We start from the raw sequence: 18874 nt of genomic DNA on the forward strand, positions 1-18874 counted from the left end.
CCCCGGGCCGGCGCGTGCGCGATACCGCGCCGCGCCGGCCGCGCTCCTGCTCACGCACAAAGGATGCATGAAATTATCTAACTACGCCTGCTTGCTGGCCAGCCTGTGCGCTGCCGCAGGCGCACACGCGGCCGCGGCGCCTGTCCCTGCCGCGCCTGCCGCAGCCACCACCGCATCGACTCCCCCCATCAAGCCGCCGCCGGCCACCGCCGCGCCCGCCGCCACGGAACATGCGGCCCTGCCGCCGCCCTCGTCGGCCGCGCAAAAGCTGTACACGGCGGCGCGCGCCGACATCCTGCAAGTGCGCGTGCTGCTGAAAAACGGCCGCACGCAATCGTCCGTGGGTTCCGGCTTTTTGATCGGCACGGGCGACCTGGTGGTGAGCAACTATCACGTCGTGTCGCAATTCGCGCTCGACCCCGATACCTACGTGGGCGAATGGGTCGACACCAGCGGCCAGCGCGGCAACGTGGAATTGCTGGCCGTCGACGTGCTGCACGACCTGGCCGTGCTGCGCGTGAACCGCCATGGCACGGGTTTCTTCAAGATGCCGGAGCCGCTGGCGCCGCTGACGCAGGGCCAGTACCTGTATTCGATGGGCAATCCGCTGGACCTGGGCTTCGCCATTTCGGAAGGTTCATATAATGGCGTCGTCACGCGCAGCTTCTACGACCAGCTGATGTTTACGGGACCGATCAATTCCGGCATGAGCGGCGGCCCCAGCGTCACGGCGAATGGCGACGTGGCCGGCGTGAATGTGTCGAAACGCCTCGATGGCGAACTCGTCAGTTTTCTCGTGCCTGCCCGCTATGCCCAGCAATTGCTGGCCAAGGTGGCGCAGCAAGGCAAGCCGCCGAAGGACTTCAAGCCGCTGGTGACGGCGCAACTGCTGGCGCACCAGGAAGTGATGCTGGCGCGCCTGCTCGACACGCCATTGAGCCTGAAAGCCATGGGCCCGTACCGCGTGCCCGTGCGCGAGTCCGACCAGATGCGCTGCTGGGGCCGCTCCAACGTCAAGTCCGACAAGCCCTACATGCTCGACAACACCAGCTGCGCCATGGAATCGGCCATCTTCATCTCCGGCGCCCTGCAGACGGGGCAAGTGTCGATGCGCCACGAATTCCTGCGCAGCAGCGGTCTGGGCGCCCTGCGCTTTTCCGAACTGGCCAGCGCTTCGTTCAAGAATGAAAGTTTCGGCAGCTACAAGAGCGCCAGCCTGACGGGCCCGCAATGCACCGAACAATTCGTCAAGAACAAAACCCTGCCCTTGCGCGCCGTCCTGTGCGTGCGCGCCTACCGCAAGTTTACCGGCCTGTACGACTTTGCCCTGCTGGCCGCCAGCACCGATGAGCCACTCATGAGCCTGCAAAGCCGCATCGACGCGCGCGGCGTGTCCTACGCCAACGGCATGCGCGTCACGCGCACCTTCCTCGAAGCGCTGTCGCGGGAAAGCCGCCGCAAGCCATGAAAGCACCATACTTCATCGAAATCCTCGCCGACAATGGCGAGGTGCGGCAACGCCAGCGCATAGCCACCTTACCGATCCGCATCGGGCGCGGCTACGACAACGACTTCATCCTCGACGACGCGCATACGGCCGCCGCGCACGCCATCGTCGAAGACGACGGCGCAGGCGGCCTGCTGCTGCGCGACCTGGGCAGCCAGAATGGCGTGATCCACCGGGGCCAGCGGCAAATGCAGGTGGCCCTGACGGGCAACAGCATCGTGCGCCTGGGCCACACGCGCCTGCGCGTGCGCGCCAGCGACCACCCGGTGGCGCCCGAACTGGGCGACACGACCCGGCACGACTGGGAAGGCTTGCGCCCCGCCATCGCCGGCCTGGCCATGATCGGCGCCTCGGCCGCCTTCAGCAACTGGCTGAGCGACGCGGACGCCTTCGAGCCGATTTCCTACCTGATGATCATCGCCTACGCGCTGGCCGGCGGCCTCGTGTGGGCGTCGATCTGGGCCGTGGCAAACCGCCTGTTTGGCCATGGGGCGCGTTTCGGCCGCCACCTGTTCATCATCGGCTGCGGCTTGCTGGCCATGGAAGTATGGGAACTGGGCAGCAATGTGACGGCGTATACGCTGTCGCTGGAAGTGCTGACGCGCTACGGACGGCATATGTTCATCGTCATTGTATGCGCGATGATCTATTACCATTTGTGCACGATCAAGCCGCAGCATCCGCGCCGCTTCGGCCTCGTCGCCGTCGTGCTGGCCATCGTGGGCTCGACCCTGATCCTGCTGAGCAACCTGCAGGCCAGCGGCCGCCTGGCCGACGAGGCCTACATGGCCGTGATCTACCCGCCAGCCTTGCGCCTGAGCCCGGATCACACGACGGACGCCTTCTTCCGCGACGCGGCCAGCCTGCAGCGCGCCGTCGACGCCGAGCGCGGCCAGGCGGCCAAGGGCGCCGACGAAGACGAAGACAGCGGCAACTAAGACGCTATCAAGCAAAAAGCCCGCCGCATCCTGACGGAGCGGCGGGCTTTTTTACGTGCGCTCGGGATGTGCGCTTAAAACTTGGCTTCCTGCTTGCGGCGTGCCGTGAAGCCCAGCAAGCCCAGGCCGATCAGCAGCATGGCATAGGTGCTTGGTTCCGGCACGGCCGAGACCAGGCCGTCGGTGCTGGAAAAGCTGGCGAAATTGTTGTTGCCCGCCTTGAACTGGACTTGCTGGCCGCCATCGCAGCAGCCTTCCAGGCCGAAGATGCTCAAGGTATGGTTGCCTGCAGCCAAAGTGCCCGAACCGGCGAGGAACTGGCTGCTGCTATTGTAGTTACCGGCCCACCACAGGTCGCTGCTCTTGAAGTCCAGCGCCACGCCGTCGAGGAACAGGGCGCCGCCCTTGCCGAAATCGACGCCGCTGCGGAAGCTCCAGGCGCCCGCATCGGCCGCGCTGACGCCAAAGTTGATCACCGACTTGAAGGCGATATTCGAACCGCTGCCGAACAGGCTGCTATTCGTGACATTGTTGTAGCTGGCAATCGTCGTCGTGCCATAGCCGGCGCCCGGCGTGGCCACGGCGGCATTCACAACGGACTGGTAAGCGGCGGCGGACGCCTGCGCGCCGGCATTCGAGTAGCCGGTGGAAACGGTGATGGTGCTGGCGTTCGCGTGGGCAAACACACCAACGGCGATCAGGGACAAAGCGATTTTAGGCAAGTTTTTCATAATGGGTATCCAGTCAATAAGTATTCAACGGGCGCAACAGGCGTGAAGGCGCTTGAGCTGAATACACGCTGCATTGAGGCGTGTCGGCATAGCGCAAGAATTGCAAGAATGAGCGGTCGGGGGCGTGGCTTCCGCAAAACTTCGCGGACTTGCGGCGTGCCATGGCGGCACTGCAAGCGTCCTGGAAAGGGTTCGGGTTCCCGGGACAAAACCAGACAATTGACGGGTCAGGTGAAACGTTGAATCTATTCTATCTTAAATTCCCTAGAAGAAAAGTATTTTTCTTTTAGCCATGTAAGATATTTATATGATAAGTACCTTGAAACAGGCTGAACAAGCCTGCTGGGATGGGCATTTTACCCCTGGCGCGCTGGCCGGACCTGTCGCGCAAGCGCCACAAGCGCGCGCGCCAGTGTCGCATCTTGCGCATTTCTTTTCGCATGCCGCTGCACCACGCGGCGAAACAGCATGGCAAAATGTAGTCACGCTGCTATCTATCCGAACTGGGGGAAAGAGGAATGGTCGACCTGGAAGAACTACGCTATCTGGCACTGTCGTTTCCCGACGCCACCGAGGAAGAACACCACGACCGTCCGGCCTTCCGCGTGGGCGGGAAGATCTTCGCCACCCTGCCCGATGACGAGCACATCAATGTGCTGCTCGATGCGGAAGCGGCGCACATCGCCACCGTCATCACGCCGTCCGGCTGCGAGAAGCTGTGGTGGGGCGAACGCCTGGCCGGTATCACGGTGCGCCTGGCGGATGCCGAGCTGGACATGCTGGCCGCCGCCCTGACGGCCGCCTGGCGGCGCAAGGCGCCCAGCGACCTGGCCAAGACCATCGCCCCGACGGAGTAGTTACATCGGCCAATTGCGCAGCAGCAAGCCCACCATCTGCTGCAATTGCTCGCGAGATACGCCGGCCGCCGCCTGGATGGCCATGCCCTGCGACAGGGTCACGACGAAGCGCGCCTGCTGCTCCGGGCAGGAGTCGGGCGGCAAATCCCCCTCTTCCTTCGCGCGCCGCAAGCGGTCGCGCAGCTTGATTTCACCGCGCAACCGGCGCGCGAACAATTCATCGCGGATCGGCAAGGCATCGTCGCTGCAGGCGAGCGCCGCATTGACGCCCATGCAGCCGTGCGGGCCGTCCGGCATCGTTTGCGCGTCGACATATTGCGTCAGCAACGCTTCCACCACCTGGCGCGCCGTCGGCTGCTCCAGCGCCGCATCGAAAAACCGCATGCGCGTATCGCTGTAGCGTTCCAGCGCCTTGTGGAACAATTGTTCCTTGTTGCCGAAGACGGCATACAGGCTGGGCCGGTTCATGCCCATGGCTTTCGTCAATTCCGGCAAGGAACTGCCTTCATAGCCTTTTTCCCAGAATACTTTCATGGCGCAATCGAGCGCCTCGTCCGCGTCGAACGTGCGTGGCCGCCCCGTTTTCGCCTTGACCGCCTCTTCTTTTTTATCTTGTTTCATACCGTTCGGTAAAAAATTATTGACAACAATGTCCACCTGCCCTGATTATATACCGACCGGTTAAAAACCTCTCGGCTTTTCAGGAACCTCTCATGCATACACTTTCCAACGCTACCGACGACGATACCACCGTGGCGCCGTGGCTGGCCGTCTTATCCGTCGGCATCGGCGCCTTCGCCCTCGTCACTTCCGAATTCCTGCCCGTCGGCCTGCTGCCCGCCATGGCCGCCGAACTGGCCATCAGCAAGGGCCAGGCGGGCTTGATGATCACCACGCCCGGCATCGTTGCCGCGTTTGCCGCCATCTTCGTCACCGTCGGCTCGGGCCGCCTGGACCGCCGCATCGTGCTGCTGGCCCTGACGGCCCTGCTGGTGGCCTCGAACCTGCTGGTGGCGCTGGCCCCTTCGTATGCGTGGATACTGCTGGGCCGCGCCATGCTGGGCGTGGGCGTGGGCGGCTTCTGGGCCATCGGCAGCGCCATCGGCCCGCGCCTGGTGGCGCCGCAGCATGCCTCGCGCGCCATGTCCATCATCTTCGCCGGCGTCTCGCTGGGTACGGTGGCGGGCGTGCCGGCCGGCGCGCTGGTGGGCGATCTGGTGGGCTGGCGGGTCGCGTTCGGCGCGGCCAGCGCCATTGCCGTGCTGGTCTTCCTTGGCCAGTTGTTGCTGCTGCCCAAGCTGCCGCCGACACAGGCCATCCGCCTGCGCCAGTTGCCGATGATTTTCGGCATCCGCAAGGCCAGGCTGGGCCTGATCGCCACGGCCATGCTCTTCACGGGCCAGTTCGCCGCCTACACGTATATCGCGCCTTTCCTCACACAAATCTCGCACCTGGCGGCCGGCACGGTCAGCGCCATGCTGCTCGTGTACGGCGCTTCCGGCTTCATCGGCAACCTCGTGGGCGGCTGGGCCGCCGGCCGCTATGAACGGGCCGCGCTGATGGCGACGGGCGCCGTGCTGGGCGTGTCCACCCTTGCCCTGGCCGCGTTCGGCAGCCATTCGCTTACCGCCATGCTGCTGGTGGCCGTGTGGGGTTTCGGTTTCGGCGCCATGCCGATCGCCGTGCAGACGTGGATGTTCAAGGCGGCGCCGGAGCTGATGGAAGGCAGCAGCGCGCTCTTCGTTGCCATCGTGCAAGTGTCGCTGGCGTCCGGCGCCTTGCTGGGAGGCGTGGCCGTCGACCGGCTGGGCGTGTCCAGCGCGATGGTGGTCGGCGGCTTGTTCGCCCTCGGCTGCGGCTTGACGATCGCCATCTTCGGCAAGCCGCAGGCCGGCGCCAAGGCCGGCGCGGCCTGCATCGCCTCGTAGGAATCAGATGCGGCCGCGGCGGAATTCTCCGAGGAATTTCGTCACTTCGGCCGGCGTCATCACCACGTCCGCGTCGCCGTGATACGCATACAGGAAAGGCGTGCCGCCCAGGCGGTCCGTCAGCTTGGCAAAGAGCAGAAAGCGGCTGCCCAGCGGATGGCGCTGCAGGTCGACCAGGCGGCGCGAGCACTGTACGGCCAGCTCCGGCGAAAAGGCCTGGCCCGGCACGGGCCGGATTTCCACGCGGCCATTAATCGCGCGCGATTCGACGGCGACGTGCCGGTATGCATAAGTATCACGAGCCATGCCGCCACCTTGAATGAAGTAAAGGCGCCATCTTAAGCGAAGTGGGCGCCTGCCGTGCTACTGCGGCACGATGCGCAACAGGCGGCCGTTGTCTTCATCCGTCAGCGCATACAGGTAGCCATCCGGTCCCTGGCGCACGTCGCGCACGCGCGCGCCGATGGCCAGGCGGTCCTGCCCCGTCACCTTGCCGCTGGTATCGACGGCGATGCGGCGGATATCCTTGGCCGCCAGGCCGCCGCTGAAGATGCTGCCGCGCCAGGCGGCAATCTTGTCGCCCGTATAGACGGCCAGGCCCGACGGCGCCGGCGACGGCACCCAGGCCACGCTCGGATTGAGCATGCCGGCCACTTCGTGCTTGCCGACGGGTTCATGCGTCGTGTAGTCGGCGCCATAGCTTTGCAGGGGCCAGCCATAGTTGCCGCCCGCCACCACCAGGTTCAGCTCGTCGCCGCCGTACGGACCGTGTTCCGTGGCCCATACGCGGCCGGAAACGGGGTCGAGCGCCAGGCCCTGCACGTTGCGGTGGCCATACGACCAGATTTCCGGCAAGGCGCCCTTGGCCGCCAGCGGATTGCCGGGCGCCGGCGTGCCGTCTTCCGTCAGGCGCAGGATGGAACCCTGGTGCGTGGCCAGGTTTTGCGCCTGCTCGCGCGCCAGGCGGTCGCCAATGCGCAGCGGCGGGTTGCCGCCATCGGCCACGCTCATCAGCAAAGTGCCGTCCGGCAGCCACAGCAGGCGCGAGCCGAAGTGCTGGCCGCCGCTCTTGTCCGTGGCCACCTTGAACAGGGTCTGGATGCCCGTCACCTTCTTGCCGTCGAACACGCCGCGCACAAGGGTCGTGCGGTTGGCGTCATTGTTACCGGTCGACACCGTCATGTAGACGCGCTGCTGCGCCTTGCCCGCATCCTGCGGGTGCAGGACGATATCGAGCAAGCCGCCCTGCCCGCCCGTAAACACCTTGGGCATGCCTTCCAGCGCCACGTCGGTAAAAGTCTTTCCATTGAGCAAATGCAAGGTGCCCTGCTTGCTGGTGACGAGCGCGCGCCCCTCGCCCAGCCAGGCGATGCCCCACGGCTGGCGCACGCCCTCGGCCACGGTAACGGTCTTCCACGGCTGTTTCGCGGCGGGCGGTTCGCCCGTGGCTTGCAGTTCGGCGTGGGCGGGCATGGCGCAAGCCGCGAAAGCTCCCAGCAGCAATGCGGTGACAATGCGTGTACGCTTGATGATTGGCATCGGGAATTCTCCTGTGTCGTCAATAAAAAAAGCGGCCGCGATGGTCTGTGCCATCGCGCCGCCTTTAAAAATAGCACAGATTGCCAGGCGGACGCGCCGCCGCCTCCATGCGATCAGCGATACACCAGATAGTACTTGGCACGCGCGGTGCCCTTCTGCGCGCCGCCCGTCTGCACCAGCGCCACTGGATCGCCGGCGGCCGTGTGGAAGATGCCGATGCCATAGCTGGGTTCGCCGCCAATGTACGGCAAGGTGACATCGCCTGCAGGGAACAACAGATCTCCTGTGAAACGCTTGTAGCTGGCTTGATACGCCGGATCACTGCCGAGATAGCCGAGGCCATCACGCTCCATCAACAGCGCCTCCGCCTTGACGGGCGAATAGCTCACCGACAACACGCCGTTGTTCGTATTGCTCAAAGCAAAGCGACCAACGTATACCAGCGTATCAGCCTTAAAGTATGTTCCGCTTGCCGTAAATAGCAGGTCTTCCTTGGGTGACAGGAAAAACGGCGCGGCCATCGGGATCGGATGCGGCATGAAAATAGAGTAGGAGGTCTGCAAGATATAGCCTTGCTGCGAATCAACGAGAAAAGCCGAGGGCTGGAACAGTGGCTCCTCATTGATGGTAACGAGTCCCTTGTTCAGCGATGCCACGAAGATACCCTTCATTTCACCATAGAAACCTCCGCTCGTGGTTCGCCTCTCTACAAGCTGGCCAGTACGCGCATTGAACCCTTCCAATACTGGCTCTCTGAGCGATCCCTTGGATTGACCGGACAGAAAGACGATGCCCGCATCGGTCGTGAACACTTCGGTCTGCGAACCGGCTGTACCGGTCGAACGCAGCAGTTTCCCCGCTTCCAGATCAATCAGGCTGACCACCCCCTCATGCAATACGCCGGCCAGTTTCCCGTCTGCACTCAGACTGAAGGACTTGACGGCGGCAGGCAAACTGACGCTGCTGAAAGTACCATCGACCGGATTAATGATTTTCAAGCTATCGGGATTGGGCGTCACCACGATCAGTCGGTCCATTCCCTTGCTGTAACGCGCCTCCAAAGGCTTGAACGGCAACGCCATGACACTGTAAGTCGGGACGATCACATTGAGCTTCAGGTAGGCCACCGCCAATTGCCGGCCACTGGTGACCGTCATCGACAGCACATACGCGCCGGTCACGTCTGGCGTGAACGACGGCACTACCGCCGTTGCTTCCCCGATCACGGCGACGGAACCAGCAGGCCGGCTGTCAACCGCCCATGCATAAGCGAGTTTGCCGCCTCCCTCGTCATAACTCAGGATACCGCTAGTCACCACCGGCTGGCCGACGGGCACTGTTTGATTTTCACGGCTGATGACAGCGACCGTGCCTTGGATCACACCGGATGGCATCGTATTATTAGCATCGAACTGGTACACCGTTTCGGCATACGCGCCCTTGCCATCCGCACCGCGGGCGCGTATTTTATACAGGCCCAGCACATCGGGCGAGAAACGGGCAACCTGATCGACAACGCGCAAATTGGATGTACTGCCGGCCGGTTTTTCGATCAAGTCCCACGTGGTGGTGACCTTGTCACCGTCAGCGTCAGTGCTGCCGGTGGCGTCGAGAACGATACCGGCTCCCAGCGACACACTCACGGCTGGTTTGACAAGTGCTTGCGCCGTAAACGTCGCATTGACCACCACCACCGCATTCGGCACACGGTTATTCACCAGCACGGTAGCATTCTTTTCCGCAAAGCCACCCTTGCCATTCGTCACGCGCAGCTTGAAGATATACGTGCCCAAGGCGTCGGGCTGGAAGTTCAGTTTCGGGGTCGCGACAGCACCCATGTTCAAGCCGCTGCCGGCAGGCTTGGAGACCAGGCTCCAGGCAAAACTCAGCGTCCCGCCGTCGCTATCCTTGCTGCTACCGGCATCGAGTTCAATCTGTCCACCCACGCTGCCGATGGCATCGGCACCTTCGGCCGCCGCCGACACGGCGCCGGCAAACAAAATGGCAGGCTGCGGCACGGCCGCCACAGGCGGCGGCGCAGCAGTTTCACTGCCACCGCCACCGCCGCCACATCCGGCCAGCATGACCATGGCCAACAGACCCGCTCCCAACCAGCGCGCGGCTGGTCCCTGCATACGACTGCGCATATGATCCCGTTCTCTCAATATTTCCAGTGGTTATAAGGTGACGTCTTGTCGCGTCCGAAAAAGCGGACAAATATTATCATGACAATAACGTTAAAATTTCACCAAATTTCACTTTGGAAATATTAATTTTCAGAAATCATTTAAAAGGTGCTGCAGGGTATGCTCAGGCGCGCAGCAGCAAGGCCACGGCTTCGGCCGCGATACCCTCTTCGCGGCCCAGGTAGCCCAGTTTCTCATTCGTCTTGGCCTTGATATTGACCTGGCCCACACTCACGCCCAGGTCTTCGGCCACGTTGGCGCACATGGCGGCGATATGCGGCGCCATTTTCGGGCGCTGGGCGATGATGGTGGCGTCGATATTGCCGATGATATAACCGGTCGCCTGCACGCGGCGGACGGCTTCGCGCAGCAGGGTGCGCGAATCGGCGCCCTTGAATTGCGCATCCGTGTCGGGGAAATGGCGGCCGATGTCGCCCAGCGCGGCGGCGCCGAAGATGGCGTCCGTGATGGCGTGCAGCAATACGTCGGCGTCGGAATGGCCGAGCAAGCCCAGGTGATGGGGGATTTTCACGCCGCCGATGATCAGGTCGCGGTTTTCCACCAGCGCGTGGCAGTCATAGCCCTGGCCGATGCGGAAAGGCAGTACGGGAGTCGTTGTGTTCATGCGGGTCTCTCTGGAATTCAAGGGTTGGCCAAATACAGTTCGGCCGTGTGTATGTCGCGCGGCAAGGTCACCTTCAGGTTGCGCGGGTGGCCTTCGACCAGCCTGGGCGCCAGGCCCAGCGCTTCGACGGCGCTGGCGTCGTCCGTGATCGCTTGCGGATCGGGCGCTTGCGACAGGGCCCGGTGCAGCAGCGCATAGCTGAACATCTGCGGCGTCTGCGCCAGCCATAAATGGTCGCGCGGCACCGTCTGCGCCGACAGGCTGTTCTGCCCTGCCCGCTTGACGGTATCGACCACGGGCAAGGCCAGCAAGCCGCCGGCCGGATGGTCAGCGACTTCGGCGATGAGTTTTGCGATCAGCGCCGGCGTCAGGCCAGGGCGCGCCGCGTCGTGCACCAGCACCTGGTCGTGGGCGGCTATGCTGCCGTGCAGGGCCTGCAAGCCATTCAGGATGGTTTCCATGCGCGTGGCGCCGCCGCAGCGCAGCACAGTCACGCCTTGCTCCGGCACGACCGTGTCGATCACGCCATCCTCGGCGCTGACGACGACATAGGTATGCGCGATCAGGGGGCTGGCGAGAAAGGCGTCGAGCGCGTGGCGCAGCATGGGTTTGCCGGAGATGGGCAAATATTGCTTGGGACTGCCCGCTTCCATGCGCGCGCCCACGCCGGCGGCGGGGATCAGGGCAAAATAACGGGGGCGATTCGGTGCTGCTGTCATGCCATTCCTTGTCTAGTTGGCGGGCACTGTCTTGCCCGCCAGGATATTCTGGATCTCACCATTGCACGCCTTGCCCAGGCGCGCATATTCCTGCGGAGAATCGATGGCCGCCTGCAAAATTTCCACCTTGCGCATTTCGGCCTTGACGTACGGCAACCAGCCCGTGTCGATCTCGCGCGCCAGCGCCGCCTTGGCCGTGCCGCTGGGCGCATACAGGGGCCGCGCCTCGAAGCGCTTGGCCAGCGCGGCGCGCACGGTCTTTTCCACGCGCGGCAAGTGTTCCATATAGGTTTTCATGTGCCGCAGTTCATGCGCCAGTATCTCATCATACGCGCAAGTGCCGGGGGCAAATTCGCGGCCGATATAGATCACCACGGGCGCATACGTGAGGGTGACGGTAATCTGCGGCGCCACGCATTCGTAGCCGCTGGCCGGGTCTTGCAGCATGGGGCCGGCCAGGGCGATGGCCACGCGCGACTCGGTCTTGGTCAAGCCCAGCACCCAGGTATTGGCGCGCGCCGTGCCCTTCATGACGGTCAGGGCCTTGTACGGCAGATGCGTGTCGATGCTGTAGCCGTTCTGCTGCGCCGTCAGCACGGACACCGTCTTGCTGATCGTGTCTTCGCAGCGCACCTGGAACGGCGTGCGCGCCGCCCCGTGTGCGCCCAGGCTGGCCGAGGCCAGCAACAGGAAAATCGCCGTGCGCATGCGCAGGATCAAGCCGGCTGCCAGGCGCCGCTGGTAATCTTGTCGAGCCAGAAGATGCCGATGACGGTTTTCACGTCCGTGATCGTGCCATCCTTGACCCAGTCGAGCAGCTGCGGCACGGTGGCCGTGAACGTTTCCAGGAATTCGCCTTCATCGAGCTGGCGTTCGCCCGCTACCAGGCCGCGCGCCAGGAACAGTTCCAGGTGCTCGTCCGAATACGCGATGGCGTTATGGATGGTGGAGACGAATTGCCAGTCGCTGGCCGTGTAGCCCGTTTCTTCCAGCAACTCGCGCTGGGCGCAGGCCAGGTGCGATTCGCCCGCGTCGATCTTGCCGGCGGGAAATTCAATGAAGACCCGGTCCAGCGGATAACGGTACTGCCGTTCCATCAGCACGGTGCCGTCGTCGAGCAGCGGCAGGATGACGACGGCGCCCGGATGCAGGACGAATTCGCGCGCCGTGATCTTGCCGTCCGGCAGCGCAACCCGGTCACGCTGCACGCGCAGGAAGCCGCCCTGATAGACGAGCTCGCCGTCTACCTTGGTCTCAGTTAAATTCATATCCATGCGTTCAGTATCCATACCTTGATTATGCTCAATAAAAAAAAACGGCGCCAGAGGCGCCGCTTTCGGTCGATGGGGCTAGTGTCGTTTGCGCAGGTAGCGTGTGACAAAGCCGGGAAAAGCCAGCACCAGGAACAGACAGCCCGTGATGGCATAGAACTCCCACGTCTGCGGGAAACCGTTGCCGATGCGCGCTTCGAGCGCGAACGCCACGGCGCCGACGATGAAGTACAGAATCACCATCTCCAGCAGGCGCAGCGCCAGCGGCTTGCGCCAGCCTTTGCCCCCGTCTGCTTGCGCCGCCTTTTTCAAGGGCACGGCGGCAAACAGTTTCTCGTTCAGGAAAGGCAGGTTGGCGCCCAGGATGCCCAGGGCGATCACCAGCCAGCTCGAGACGGTGACATCCATCGGTCAGGACGCCAGGGTCTTGGTGATGGCGGTTGCGCAGGCAGCCAGGATGCTGTTAGGCATCGCACCCAGCGCCAGGACGAACACGCCGTTCAGGGCCAGCACGACGCGCATGTCGCCATGCACGACCAGCGCATTGCTGTCGGTCGGCTCGTCGAACCACATCATCTTCACGACACGCAGGTAGTAGAAGGCGCCGATCAGCGAGAACAGCACGGCGGCGATGGTCAGCCACAGCTGGCCCGTGGCCAATACCGATGCCAGCACCGAGTACTTGGCCATGAAGCCCATCAGCGGCGGCACGCCGGCCAGCGAGAACATGAACAGGGTCATCACCAGCGCGAAGATCGGGCTGCGTTTGCCCAGGCCCTTGAAGTCGGCCAGTTCATCTGCTTCGAAACCATTACGTGCCAACAACATGATCACGCCAAAGGTACCCAGGGTAGTAAACACGTAGGTGATGACATAGTACATCGACGCGCCGTAGGCGGTGGCTGCGCCAGCCGCGTTCAGGGTGTTGTTCGGTGCATCCACGGTACCGGACAGCAGGCCCAGCAGGACGAAGCCCATTTGTGCGATGGTCGAGTACGCCAACATGCGCTTCAAATTCGTTTGCGCGATCGCGGTGAAGTTACCGATCGCCAGCGACATCACGGCCAGCACCAGCAGCATTTGCTGCCAGTCATGCGCCATCGGTAGCAAGCCTTCGGCCAGCAGGCGCAGGGTGATGGCGAAGGCGGCCAGTTTCGGCGCCGCGCCCAGCAGCAGGGTCACTGCCGTCGGCGAACCTTGATACACGTCAGGCACCCACATGTGGAATGGCACGACGCCCAGTTTGAAGGCCAGGCCGGCTACCAGGAACACCAGGCCGAAGACCATGATGGTGCCGTTGGTCTTGCCGTTTTCCAGCGCCACGCGCAGTTCGCCCAGGTCCAGGGTACCGGACGCGCCGTACAGCATCGAGATACCGTACAACATGAAACCGGAAGCCAGTGCGCCCAGGATGAAGTATTTCATGGCCGCTTCCGTGGCCTTGGCATTGTCACGGCGCAAGGCGATCAGTGCATACAGCGACAGCGACATCAGTTCCAGACCCAGGTAGATGATCAGGAAGTTGTTAGCCGAGATCATGATCATCTGGCCCAGCAGTGCAAACAGGGCCAGCACGTAGAACTCGCCGCCCAGGTTGCCCGACAGCATGCTGCGGTCGGTGGCGTAGGCACGCGAGTAGATCAGGGTCAGCGCCACGGCGCCGTAGGAGAACAGTTTCAGCAACTGCGACATCGGGTCCGACACGAACATGTTATTGAACGTGTAGACGGTGGTGCCCGCGTTGAAGTCGCCCACGGTCAGCAAGGCGCAGCCGGCCAGGGTCAGCAAGGCCAGCACGTAAGTGATCGAACGCTTCGCCGCAGGCAAGAACATATCGATCAGCAAGAGCGCCGACGTGGCGATCAGCAGAAAGATTTCCGCGTACAGCGGTACCAGATTAGGTGCATTAGTCATGTTATCGGTCTTCTATTTAAGGCAACTTGCTGGTGGCGACATGCTGCAGCAGGTCGGCAACCGAAGTTTGCATCGTGTCGGTGAACGGGGCTGGGTACAGACCCATCACGAGCACGGCGATGGCCAGCACAGCAAGCATGAAGAATTCACGTTTGTTGATGTCGGTCAATTCGGCCACATGCTTGTTCTTGATCTTGCCGAACACCACGCGCTTGGCCATCCACAGCGAGTACGCCGCGCCCCAGATCAGTGCCGTTGCAGCCAGCAGACCAATCCAGAAGTTGAATTTCACCGCGCCCAGGATCACCATGAACTCGCCGACGAAGCCGGACGTCGCTGGCAGACCGCAGTTGGCCATCGAGAACAGCACGAAGAAGGCGGCAAATTTCGGCATGCGGTTCACGACGCCGCCGTAGTCGGCGATGTTGCGGGTATGCATGCGGTCATACAGCACGCCGATGCACAGGAACATCGCGCCGGAGATGAAGCCGTGCGAGACCATCTGCACGATACCGCCCTGTACCGAGATGTCGTTGAACATGAAGAAGCCCAGGGTGACGAAACCCATGTGCGCGATCGACGAATAGGCAACCAGTTTTTTCATGTCGGTTTGCACCAGGGCAACCAGACCGATGTAGATGACGGCGATCAGCGACAAGGCGATCATAAAGCCCGACAGGTAGTGGCTGGCGTCCGGCGTGATCGGCAGCGAGAAACGCAGGAAGCCATAGGCGCCCAGTTTCAGCATGATGGCGGCCAGCACGGCGGAACCGCCCGTAGGCGCTTCCACGTGGACGTCCGGCAACCATGTATGCACGGGGAACATCGGTACCTTGACGGCAAACGCCATCAGGAAGGCCAGGAAGATGAAGATCTGTTCGTTCATCGTCAGCTTGAACGCATGCCAGGCCAGAATGTCGAAAGTGCCCGACACATTGCGCAGGTAGATGATGGCAACCAGGGTCAGCAGCGAACCGAAGAAGGTGTACAGGAAGAACTTGAACGACGCGTACACGCGGTTCGAACCGCCCCAGATACCGATGATGATGAACATCGGGATCAGGGTTGCTTCAAAGAAGAAGTAGAACAGCAAGCCGTCCAGCGCGCAGAACACGCCGATCATCAGGCCCGACAGGATCAGGAACGAGCCCATGTACTGGGCGATGCGCTTCTCGATCACTTGCCAAGCCGAAATGACGACGATGACGGTGATGAAGGCTGTCAGTGGCACGAACCACAGGGACAGGCCGTCGATACCCAGCGAGTACCAGATATTGAAGGTTTCAATCCACGGTGCTTTTTCGACGAATTGCATGCCGTGTGCGGCGTTGTCGAAATGCTGGATCAGGGGCCAGGTGCACAGCATGCTGAGCACCGCGCCGGCCAGCGACAGCCAGCGGGTAAAGCCCGCTTTGCTGTCACGGCCGAGAGCCAGGACCAGGACGCCGCAAATGATCGGCACCCAGATCGACAGACTCAGGTAAGGAGGTAGTGTAGAAATCGTAGACTGCATCATGGTTCTCAGTATTCTTTTATCAGGTCAGCTTACTTAGCGGGCCAGAATGGCAGGAAATAGATCAGGAAGCCCAGCACGCCCAGGATCATCACGAATGCATAGTGATAGATGTAGCCGGTCTGCAACACTCGCGACAGCGAGGACAGCCAGGCGACGACCTTGGCGCTACCGTTGACCAGCAGGCCATCGATCAGCTTCTTGTCACCGAAGTTCCACAGGCCATTACCCAGCAAGCGGGCACCGCCGGCGAACACGACTTCATTGAACTTGTCCATGTAGTACTTGTTGTCCAGCAGGGTGTGGATCGCGTGGAACTTGGCAAAGAACCAGGCCGGTACACGCGGGTTGACCATGTAGCAGTAGTAGGCTGCCACCACGCCGGACAATGCCAGCCAGAACGGTGCCGTCGACAGGCCGTGGATCGCCATCGCCATTGCGCCGTGGAATTCATGCGACAACTCTTCCATTGCTGGATGGTTTTCGCCGACAAAGATCACGCCCTTGAAGAAATCGCCATGCAGCATCGGGCCGATCGTCAGGTAACCGATGATCAGCGATGGAATCGCCAGCATCACCAGCGGGAACCACACGACGAACGGCGATTCATGCGGCTTCTGGCCAGGTTCCAGGCCATGGTGGCCGTGGTCGTCTTCCTCTTCTTCGTGGTGGTCCTCATGTGCATCGCCGTGCGCGCCATGGGCCGCTTTCGGTGCGTGATGGTCGTCATGGCCATGCGCATGCGGCTGGCCGAAACGTTCCTTGCCGTGGAAGACGAGGAAATACATGCGGAACGAGTAGAAGGCGGTAACGAACACGCCAGCCAGCACGGCGAACTGGGCAAAGCCAGCGCCCCAGATGTGCGTCGCTTCGACGGCTTCGATGATGCTGTCTTTCGAGTAGAAACCGGAGAACAGCGGCGTGCCGATCAGGGCCAGCGAACCGACCAGGGACGTGATCCACGTGATTGGCATGTATTTGCGCAGGCCGCCCATGTTGCGGATGTCCTGGTCGTGGTGCATGCCGATGATGACGGAACCGGCGCCCAGGAACAGCAGTGCCTTGAAGAATGCGTGCGTCATCAGATGGAACACGGCCACGGAGTACGCGGACGAACCCAGCGCCACGGTCATGTAGCCGAGCTGCGACAGGGTCGAGTAAGCGACGACGCGCTTGATGTCGTTCTGGATGATGCCCAGGAAGCCCATGAACAGCGCCGTGATGGAACCGATCACCAGGATGAAGGACAGTGCCGTGTCGGACAGTTCGAACAGCGGCGACATGCGCGAGACCATGAAGATACCGGCCGTCACCATCGTCGCGGCGTGGATCAGTGCCGAGATCGGGGTAGGACCTTCCATCGAGTCAGGCAGCCACACGTGCAGCGGGAACTGCGCCGACTTGCCCATCGCGCCGATGAACAGGCAGATGCAGGCAACGGTCAGCAGCGCCCAGTCGGTACCTGGCAAGCTCAGCAGTGCCAGTTCGTCTTTCTTGGCGAACACTTCCTGGTAGTTCATGGTGCCGGCGTAGGCCAGCAGCAGGCCGATGCCCAGGATGAAGCCGAAGTCGCCCACGCGGTTGACGAGGAAAGCCTTCATGTTGGCCACGATGGCCGTCGGACGCTGGTACCAGAAACCGATCAGCAGGTAAGAGACCAGGCCCACTGCTTCCCAACCGAAGAACAGTTGCAGGAAGTTGTTGGCCATGACCAGCATCAACATCGAGAACGTGAACAGCGAGATGTAGGCGAAGAAGCGGTTGTAGCCTTCGTCATCCTTCATGTAGCCGATCGTGTAGATGTGCACCATCAGGGAGACGAAGGTGACCACACACATCATCATCGCCGACAGCGAATCGATCTGGAAGCCCACTTCCATCTTCAGGGTGCCGATCGTCATCCAGTTATAGATCGTGCCATTGAATGTCGCGCCATCCATCACTGCCAGCAATGTCTGCACGGACAGGATGAACGCAATCAGTACGCCCAGGATCGTCGCGGTATGCGACGTCTTGCGTCCGACCAAATTACCCAGGAACTGGGTGCCAAGCAAGCCTGCAATCGCGGCACCGGCCAGCGGCGCCAGCGGTACGGCAAGAAGGAGGTTAGGGTTGAGGAGTTGCCCCGCCATGATGAACCTTAATCGTTATTATTCGAGAGATCGAGTCTGAAAAACATCAGCCTTTGAGGCTGTCCAGGTCTTCGACGTTGATGGTATCCAGATTACGGAACATCACCACCAGAATAGCCAGACCGATAGCCGACTCAGCGGCGGCAACCGTCAGGATGAAGAAAACGAAGATCTGACCGGCCGCGTCGCCCATGAAATGGGAGAACGCGATGAAATTCATATTCACCGCCAGCAGCATCAATTCGATTGCCATCAGCAATACGATGATGTTCTTGCGGTTCAGGAAAATACCGACGATCGAGATTGCGAACAGGATCGCGCCCAGGACCAGAAAATGTGTGAGCGATAATGTCATGGTGCCTCCTTAACTTCCGGCTCAGCCGCAGGACGCTCGACGACCGCGTCCATCTTGATGATCTTCAGGCGGTCGTTGCGCTTGACGCGTACCGCATCGCCTGGAGCAAAATGCTTGGTGTCCTTGCGTTTGCGCAAAGTCAGTGCGACCGCGGCAACGATGGCCACCAGCAGCACGACGGCAGCGATTTCGAAGGCGAACACATATTTCGTGTAGATCAGCAGGCCCAGTTCCTTGGTGCCGCCCAGGTTGACGTTCACCGGAGCGATGCTAGGCGCAAAGTTGCGGAAACCGTGCCACAGGACAGCGGCCATTTCCAGCACGATGATCACGCCCACCGTCACCGACAAAGGCAGATAGCCCCAGAAACCTTCGCGCATGCGGTCGATATTGATATCGAGCATCATGACCACGAAGAGGAACAGCACCATCACGGCGCCGACATACACCAATACCAGCACGATGGCCAGGAATTCAGCTTGCAGCAGCATCCAGATGCCCGCTGCGGAAAAGAAGGACAGTACCAGGAACAGTACTGCGTGGACCGGATTACGGGCCGTGATGACGCGCGTCGCTGCCAGAATCAAGATCAGCGCGAAGGCGTAAAACAAAATTGTTTTAAAGTCCATAAAAAACCCAATAGACGTACAGATGAACGA

19 protein-coding genes are annotated in these 18874 nt (G+C 61.7%); 4 read left to right on the top strand and 15 right to left on the bottom strand.

What is annotated here, in order from left to right; translation table 11 throughout:
• The first annotated feature begins 67 nt into the window (after positions 1-67).
• Both O0881_RS07760 and O0881_RS07765 read left to right on the top strand, forming a co-directional pair.
• Complete coding sequence (locus tag O0881_RS07760) at positions 68-1468, top strand: serine protease (RefSeq protein ID WP_289910792.1); 1401 nt, start codon at positions 68-70, stop codon at positions 1466-1468.
• Positions 1465-2445: an FHA domain-containing protein gene (locus O0881_RS07765; protein WP_289910793.1), complete on the top strand. Its 981-nt coding sequence runs from the start codon at positions 1465-1467 to the stop codon at positions 2443-2445. Before O0881_RS07760 ends, O0881_RS07765 begins: the two co-directional genes overlap by 4 nt.
• A 74-nt stretch (positions 2446-2519) precedes the next feature.
• Here O0881_RS07765 and O0881_RS07770 read toward each other — a convergent pair whose 3' ends face one another.
• A complete protein-coding gene (locus O0881_RS07770) occupies positions 2520-3176 on the bottom strand; it encodes a CCXG family PEP-CTERM protein (protein ID WP_099667172.1) in 657 nt (218 codons plus the stop codon).
• 518 nt (positions 3177-3694) lie between these two features.
• Between O0881_RS07770 and O0881_RS07775 the strand changes: the two genes are divergently transcribed.
• Positions 3695-4033, top strand: a complete 339-nt coding sequence (locus tag O0881_RS07775) for an MmcQ/YjbR family DNA-binding protein (protein WP_099667171.1) — start codon at positions 3695-3697, stop codon at positions 4031-4033.
• On the opposite strand, the gene O0881_RS07780 is transcribed toward O0881_RS07775, so the two are convergent.
• The gene (locus tag O0881_RS07780) at positions 4034-4654 is read right to left on the bottom strand and encodes a TetR/AcrR family transcriptional regulator (RefSeq protein WP_077407037.1); all 621 of its coding nucleotides are present in this window, start codon (positions 4652-4654) and stop codon (positions 4034-4036) included.
• Positions 4655-4746: 92 nt separating this feature from the next.
• Here O0881_RS07780 and O0881_RS07785 point away from each other — a divergent pair, with 92 nt between their 5' ends.
• On the top strand, positions 4747-5961 hold the full coding sequence (locus O0881_RS07785; protein WP_289898450.1) for an MFS transporter: 1215 nt from the start codon (positions 4747-4749) through the stop codon (positions 5959-5961).
• A 3-nt stretch (positions 5962-5964) separates the two neighbouring features.
• Here the strand turns inward: O0881_RS07785 and O0881_RS07790 are convergent, their stop codons facing one another.
• The 13 genes from O0881_RS07790 to O0881_RS07850 form a co-directional block, all read right to left on the bottom strand.
• Complete coding sequence (locus O0881_RS07790) at positions 5965-6267, bottom strand: hypothetical protein (RefSeq protein WP_180278729.1); 303 nt, start codon at positions 6265-6267, stop codon at positions 5965-5967.
• Positions 6268-6324: 57 nt separating this feature from the next.
• Positions 6325-7500 carry a PQQ-dependent sugar dehydrogenase gene (locus O0881_RS07795; RefSeq protein ID WP_289910796.1) on the bottom strand — a complete coding sequence of 392 codons (1176 nt, stop codon included), beginning with the start codon at positions 7498-7500 and terminating at the stop codon, positions 6325-6327.
• Positions 7501-7613: 113 nt separating this feature from the next.
• A complete protein-coding gene (locus tag O0881_RS07800; protein WP_289910798.1) occupies positions 7614-9647 on the bottom strand; it encodes a hypothetical protein in 2034 nt (677 codons plus the stop codon).
• A 163-nt stretch (positions 9648-9810) separates the two neighbouring features.
• The gene (ispF, locus tag O0881_RS07805; RefSeq protein ID WP_099388380.1) at positions 9811-10311 is read right to left on the bottom strand and encodes a 2-C-methyl-D-erythritol 2,4-cyclodiphosphate synthase; all 501 of its coding nucleotides are present in this window, start codon (positions 10309-10311) and stop codon (positions 9811-9813) included.
• Positions 10312-10328: 17 nt separating this feature from the next.
• The gene (gene ispD, locus O0881_RS07810; protein ID WP_289910801.1) at positions 10329-11030 is read right to left on the bottom strand and encodes a 2-C-methyl-D-erythritol 4-phosphate cytidylyltransferase; all 702 of its coding nucleotides are present in this window, start codon (positions 11028-11030) and stop codon (positions 10329-10331) included.
• 12 nt (positions 11031-11042) lie between these two features.
• A complete protein-coding gene (locus O0881_RS07815; RefSeq protein ID WP_289910802.1) occupies positions 11043-11738 on the bottom strand; it encodes a hypothetical protein in 696 nt (231 codons plus the stop codon).
• Positions 11739-11746: 8 nt separating this feature from the next.
• Positions 11747-12304: an NUDIX hydrolase gene (locus O0881_RS07820; RefSeq protein WP_070255807.1), complete on the bottom strand. Its 558-nt coding sequence runs from the start codon at positions 12302-12304 to the stop codon at positions 11747-11749.
• Positions 12305-12379: 75 nt separating this feature from the next.
• A complete protein-coding gene (locus O0881_RS07825; protein WP_289910803.1) occupies positions 12380-12709 on the bottom strand; it encodes a DUF2818 family protein in 330 nt (109 codons plus the stop codon).
• Positions 12710-12712: 3 nt separating this feature from the next.
• A complete protein-coding gene (gene nuoN, locus O0881_RS07830) occupies positions 12713-14215 on the bottom strand; it encodes an NADH-quinone oxidoreductase subunit NuoN (RefSeq protein WP_099667163.1) in 1503 nt (500 codons plus the stop codon).
• A 16-nt stretch (positions 14216-14231) separates the two neighbouring features.
• Positions 14232-15731 carry an NADH-quinone oxidoreductase subunit M gene (locus O0881_RS07835; RefSeq protein ID WP_289898456.1) on the bottom strand — a complete coding sequence of 500 codons (1500 nt, stop codon included), beginning with the start codon at positions 15729-15731 and terminating at the stop codon, positions 14232-14234.
• Between the two features lie 29 nt (positions 15732-15760).
• Positions 15761-17860 carry an NADH-quinone oxidoreductase subunit L gene (gene nuoL, locus O0881_RS07840; protein ID WP_289910804.1) on the bottom strand — a complete coding sequence of 700 codons (2100 nt, stop codon included), beginning with the start codon at positions 17858-17860 and terminating at the stop codon, positions 15761-15763.
• Positions 17861-17906: 46 nt separating this feature from the next.
• The gene (gene nuoK / locus O0881_RS07845) at positions 17907-18215 is read right to left on the bottom strand and encodes an NADH-quinone oxidoreductase subunit NuoK (protein WP_010399724.1); all 309 of its coding nucleotides are present in this window, start codon (positions 18213-18215) and stop codon (positions 17907-17909) included.
• A complete protein-coding gene (locus tag O0881_RS07850) occupies positions 18212-18844 on the bottom strand; it encodes an NADH-quinone oxidoreductase subunit J (protein ID WP_034779507.1) in 633 nt (210 codons plus the stop codon). Before O0881_RS07850 ends, nuoK begins: the two co-directional genes overlap by 4 nt.
• Positions 18845-18874 lie beyond the last annotated feature (30 nt).

The organism is Janthinobacterium sp. SUN100 (assembly GCF_030397705.1).
Lineage (GTDB): Bacteria > Pseudomonadota > Gammaproteobacteria > Burkholderiales > Burkholderiaceae_D > Janthinobacterium > Janthinobacterium kumbetense.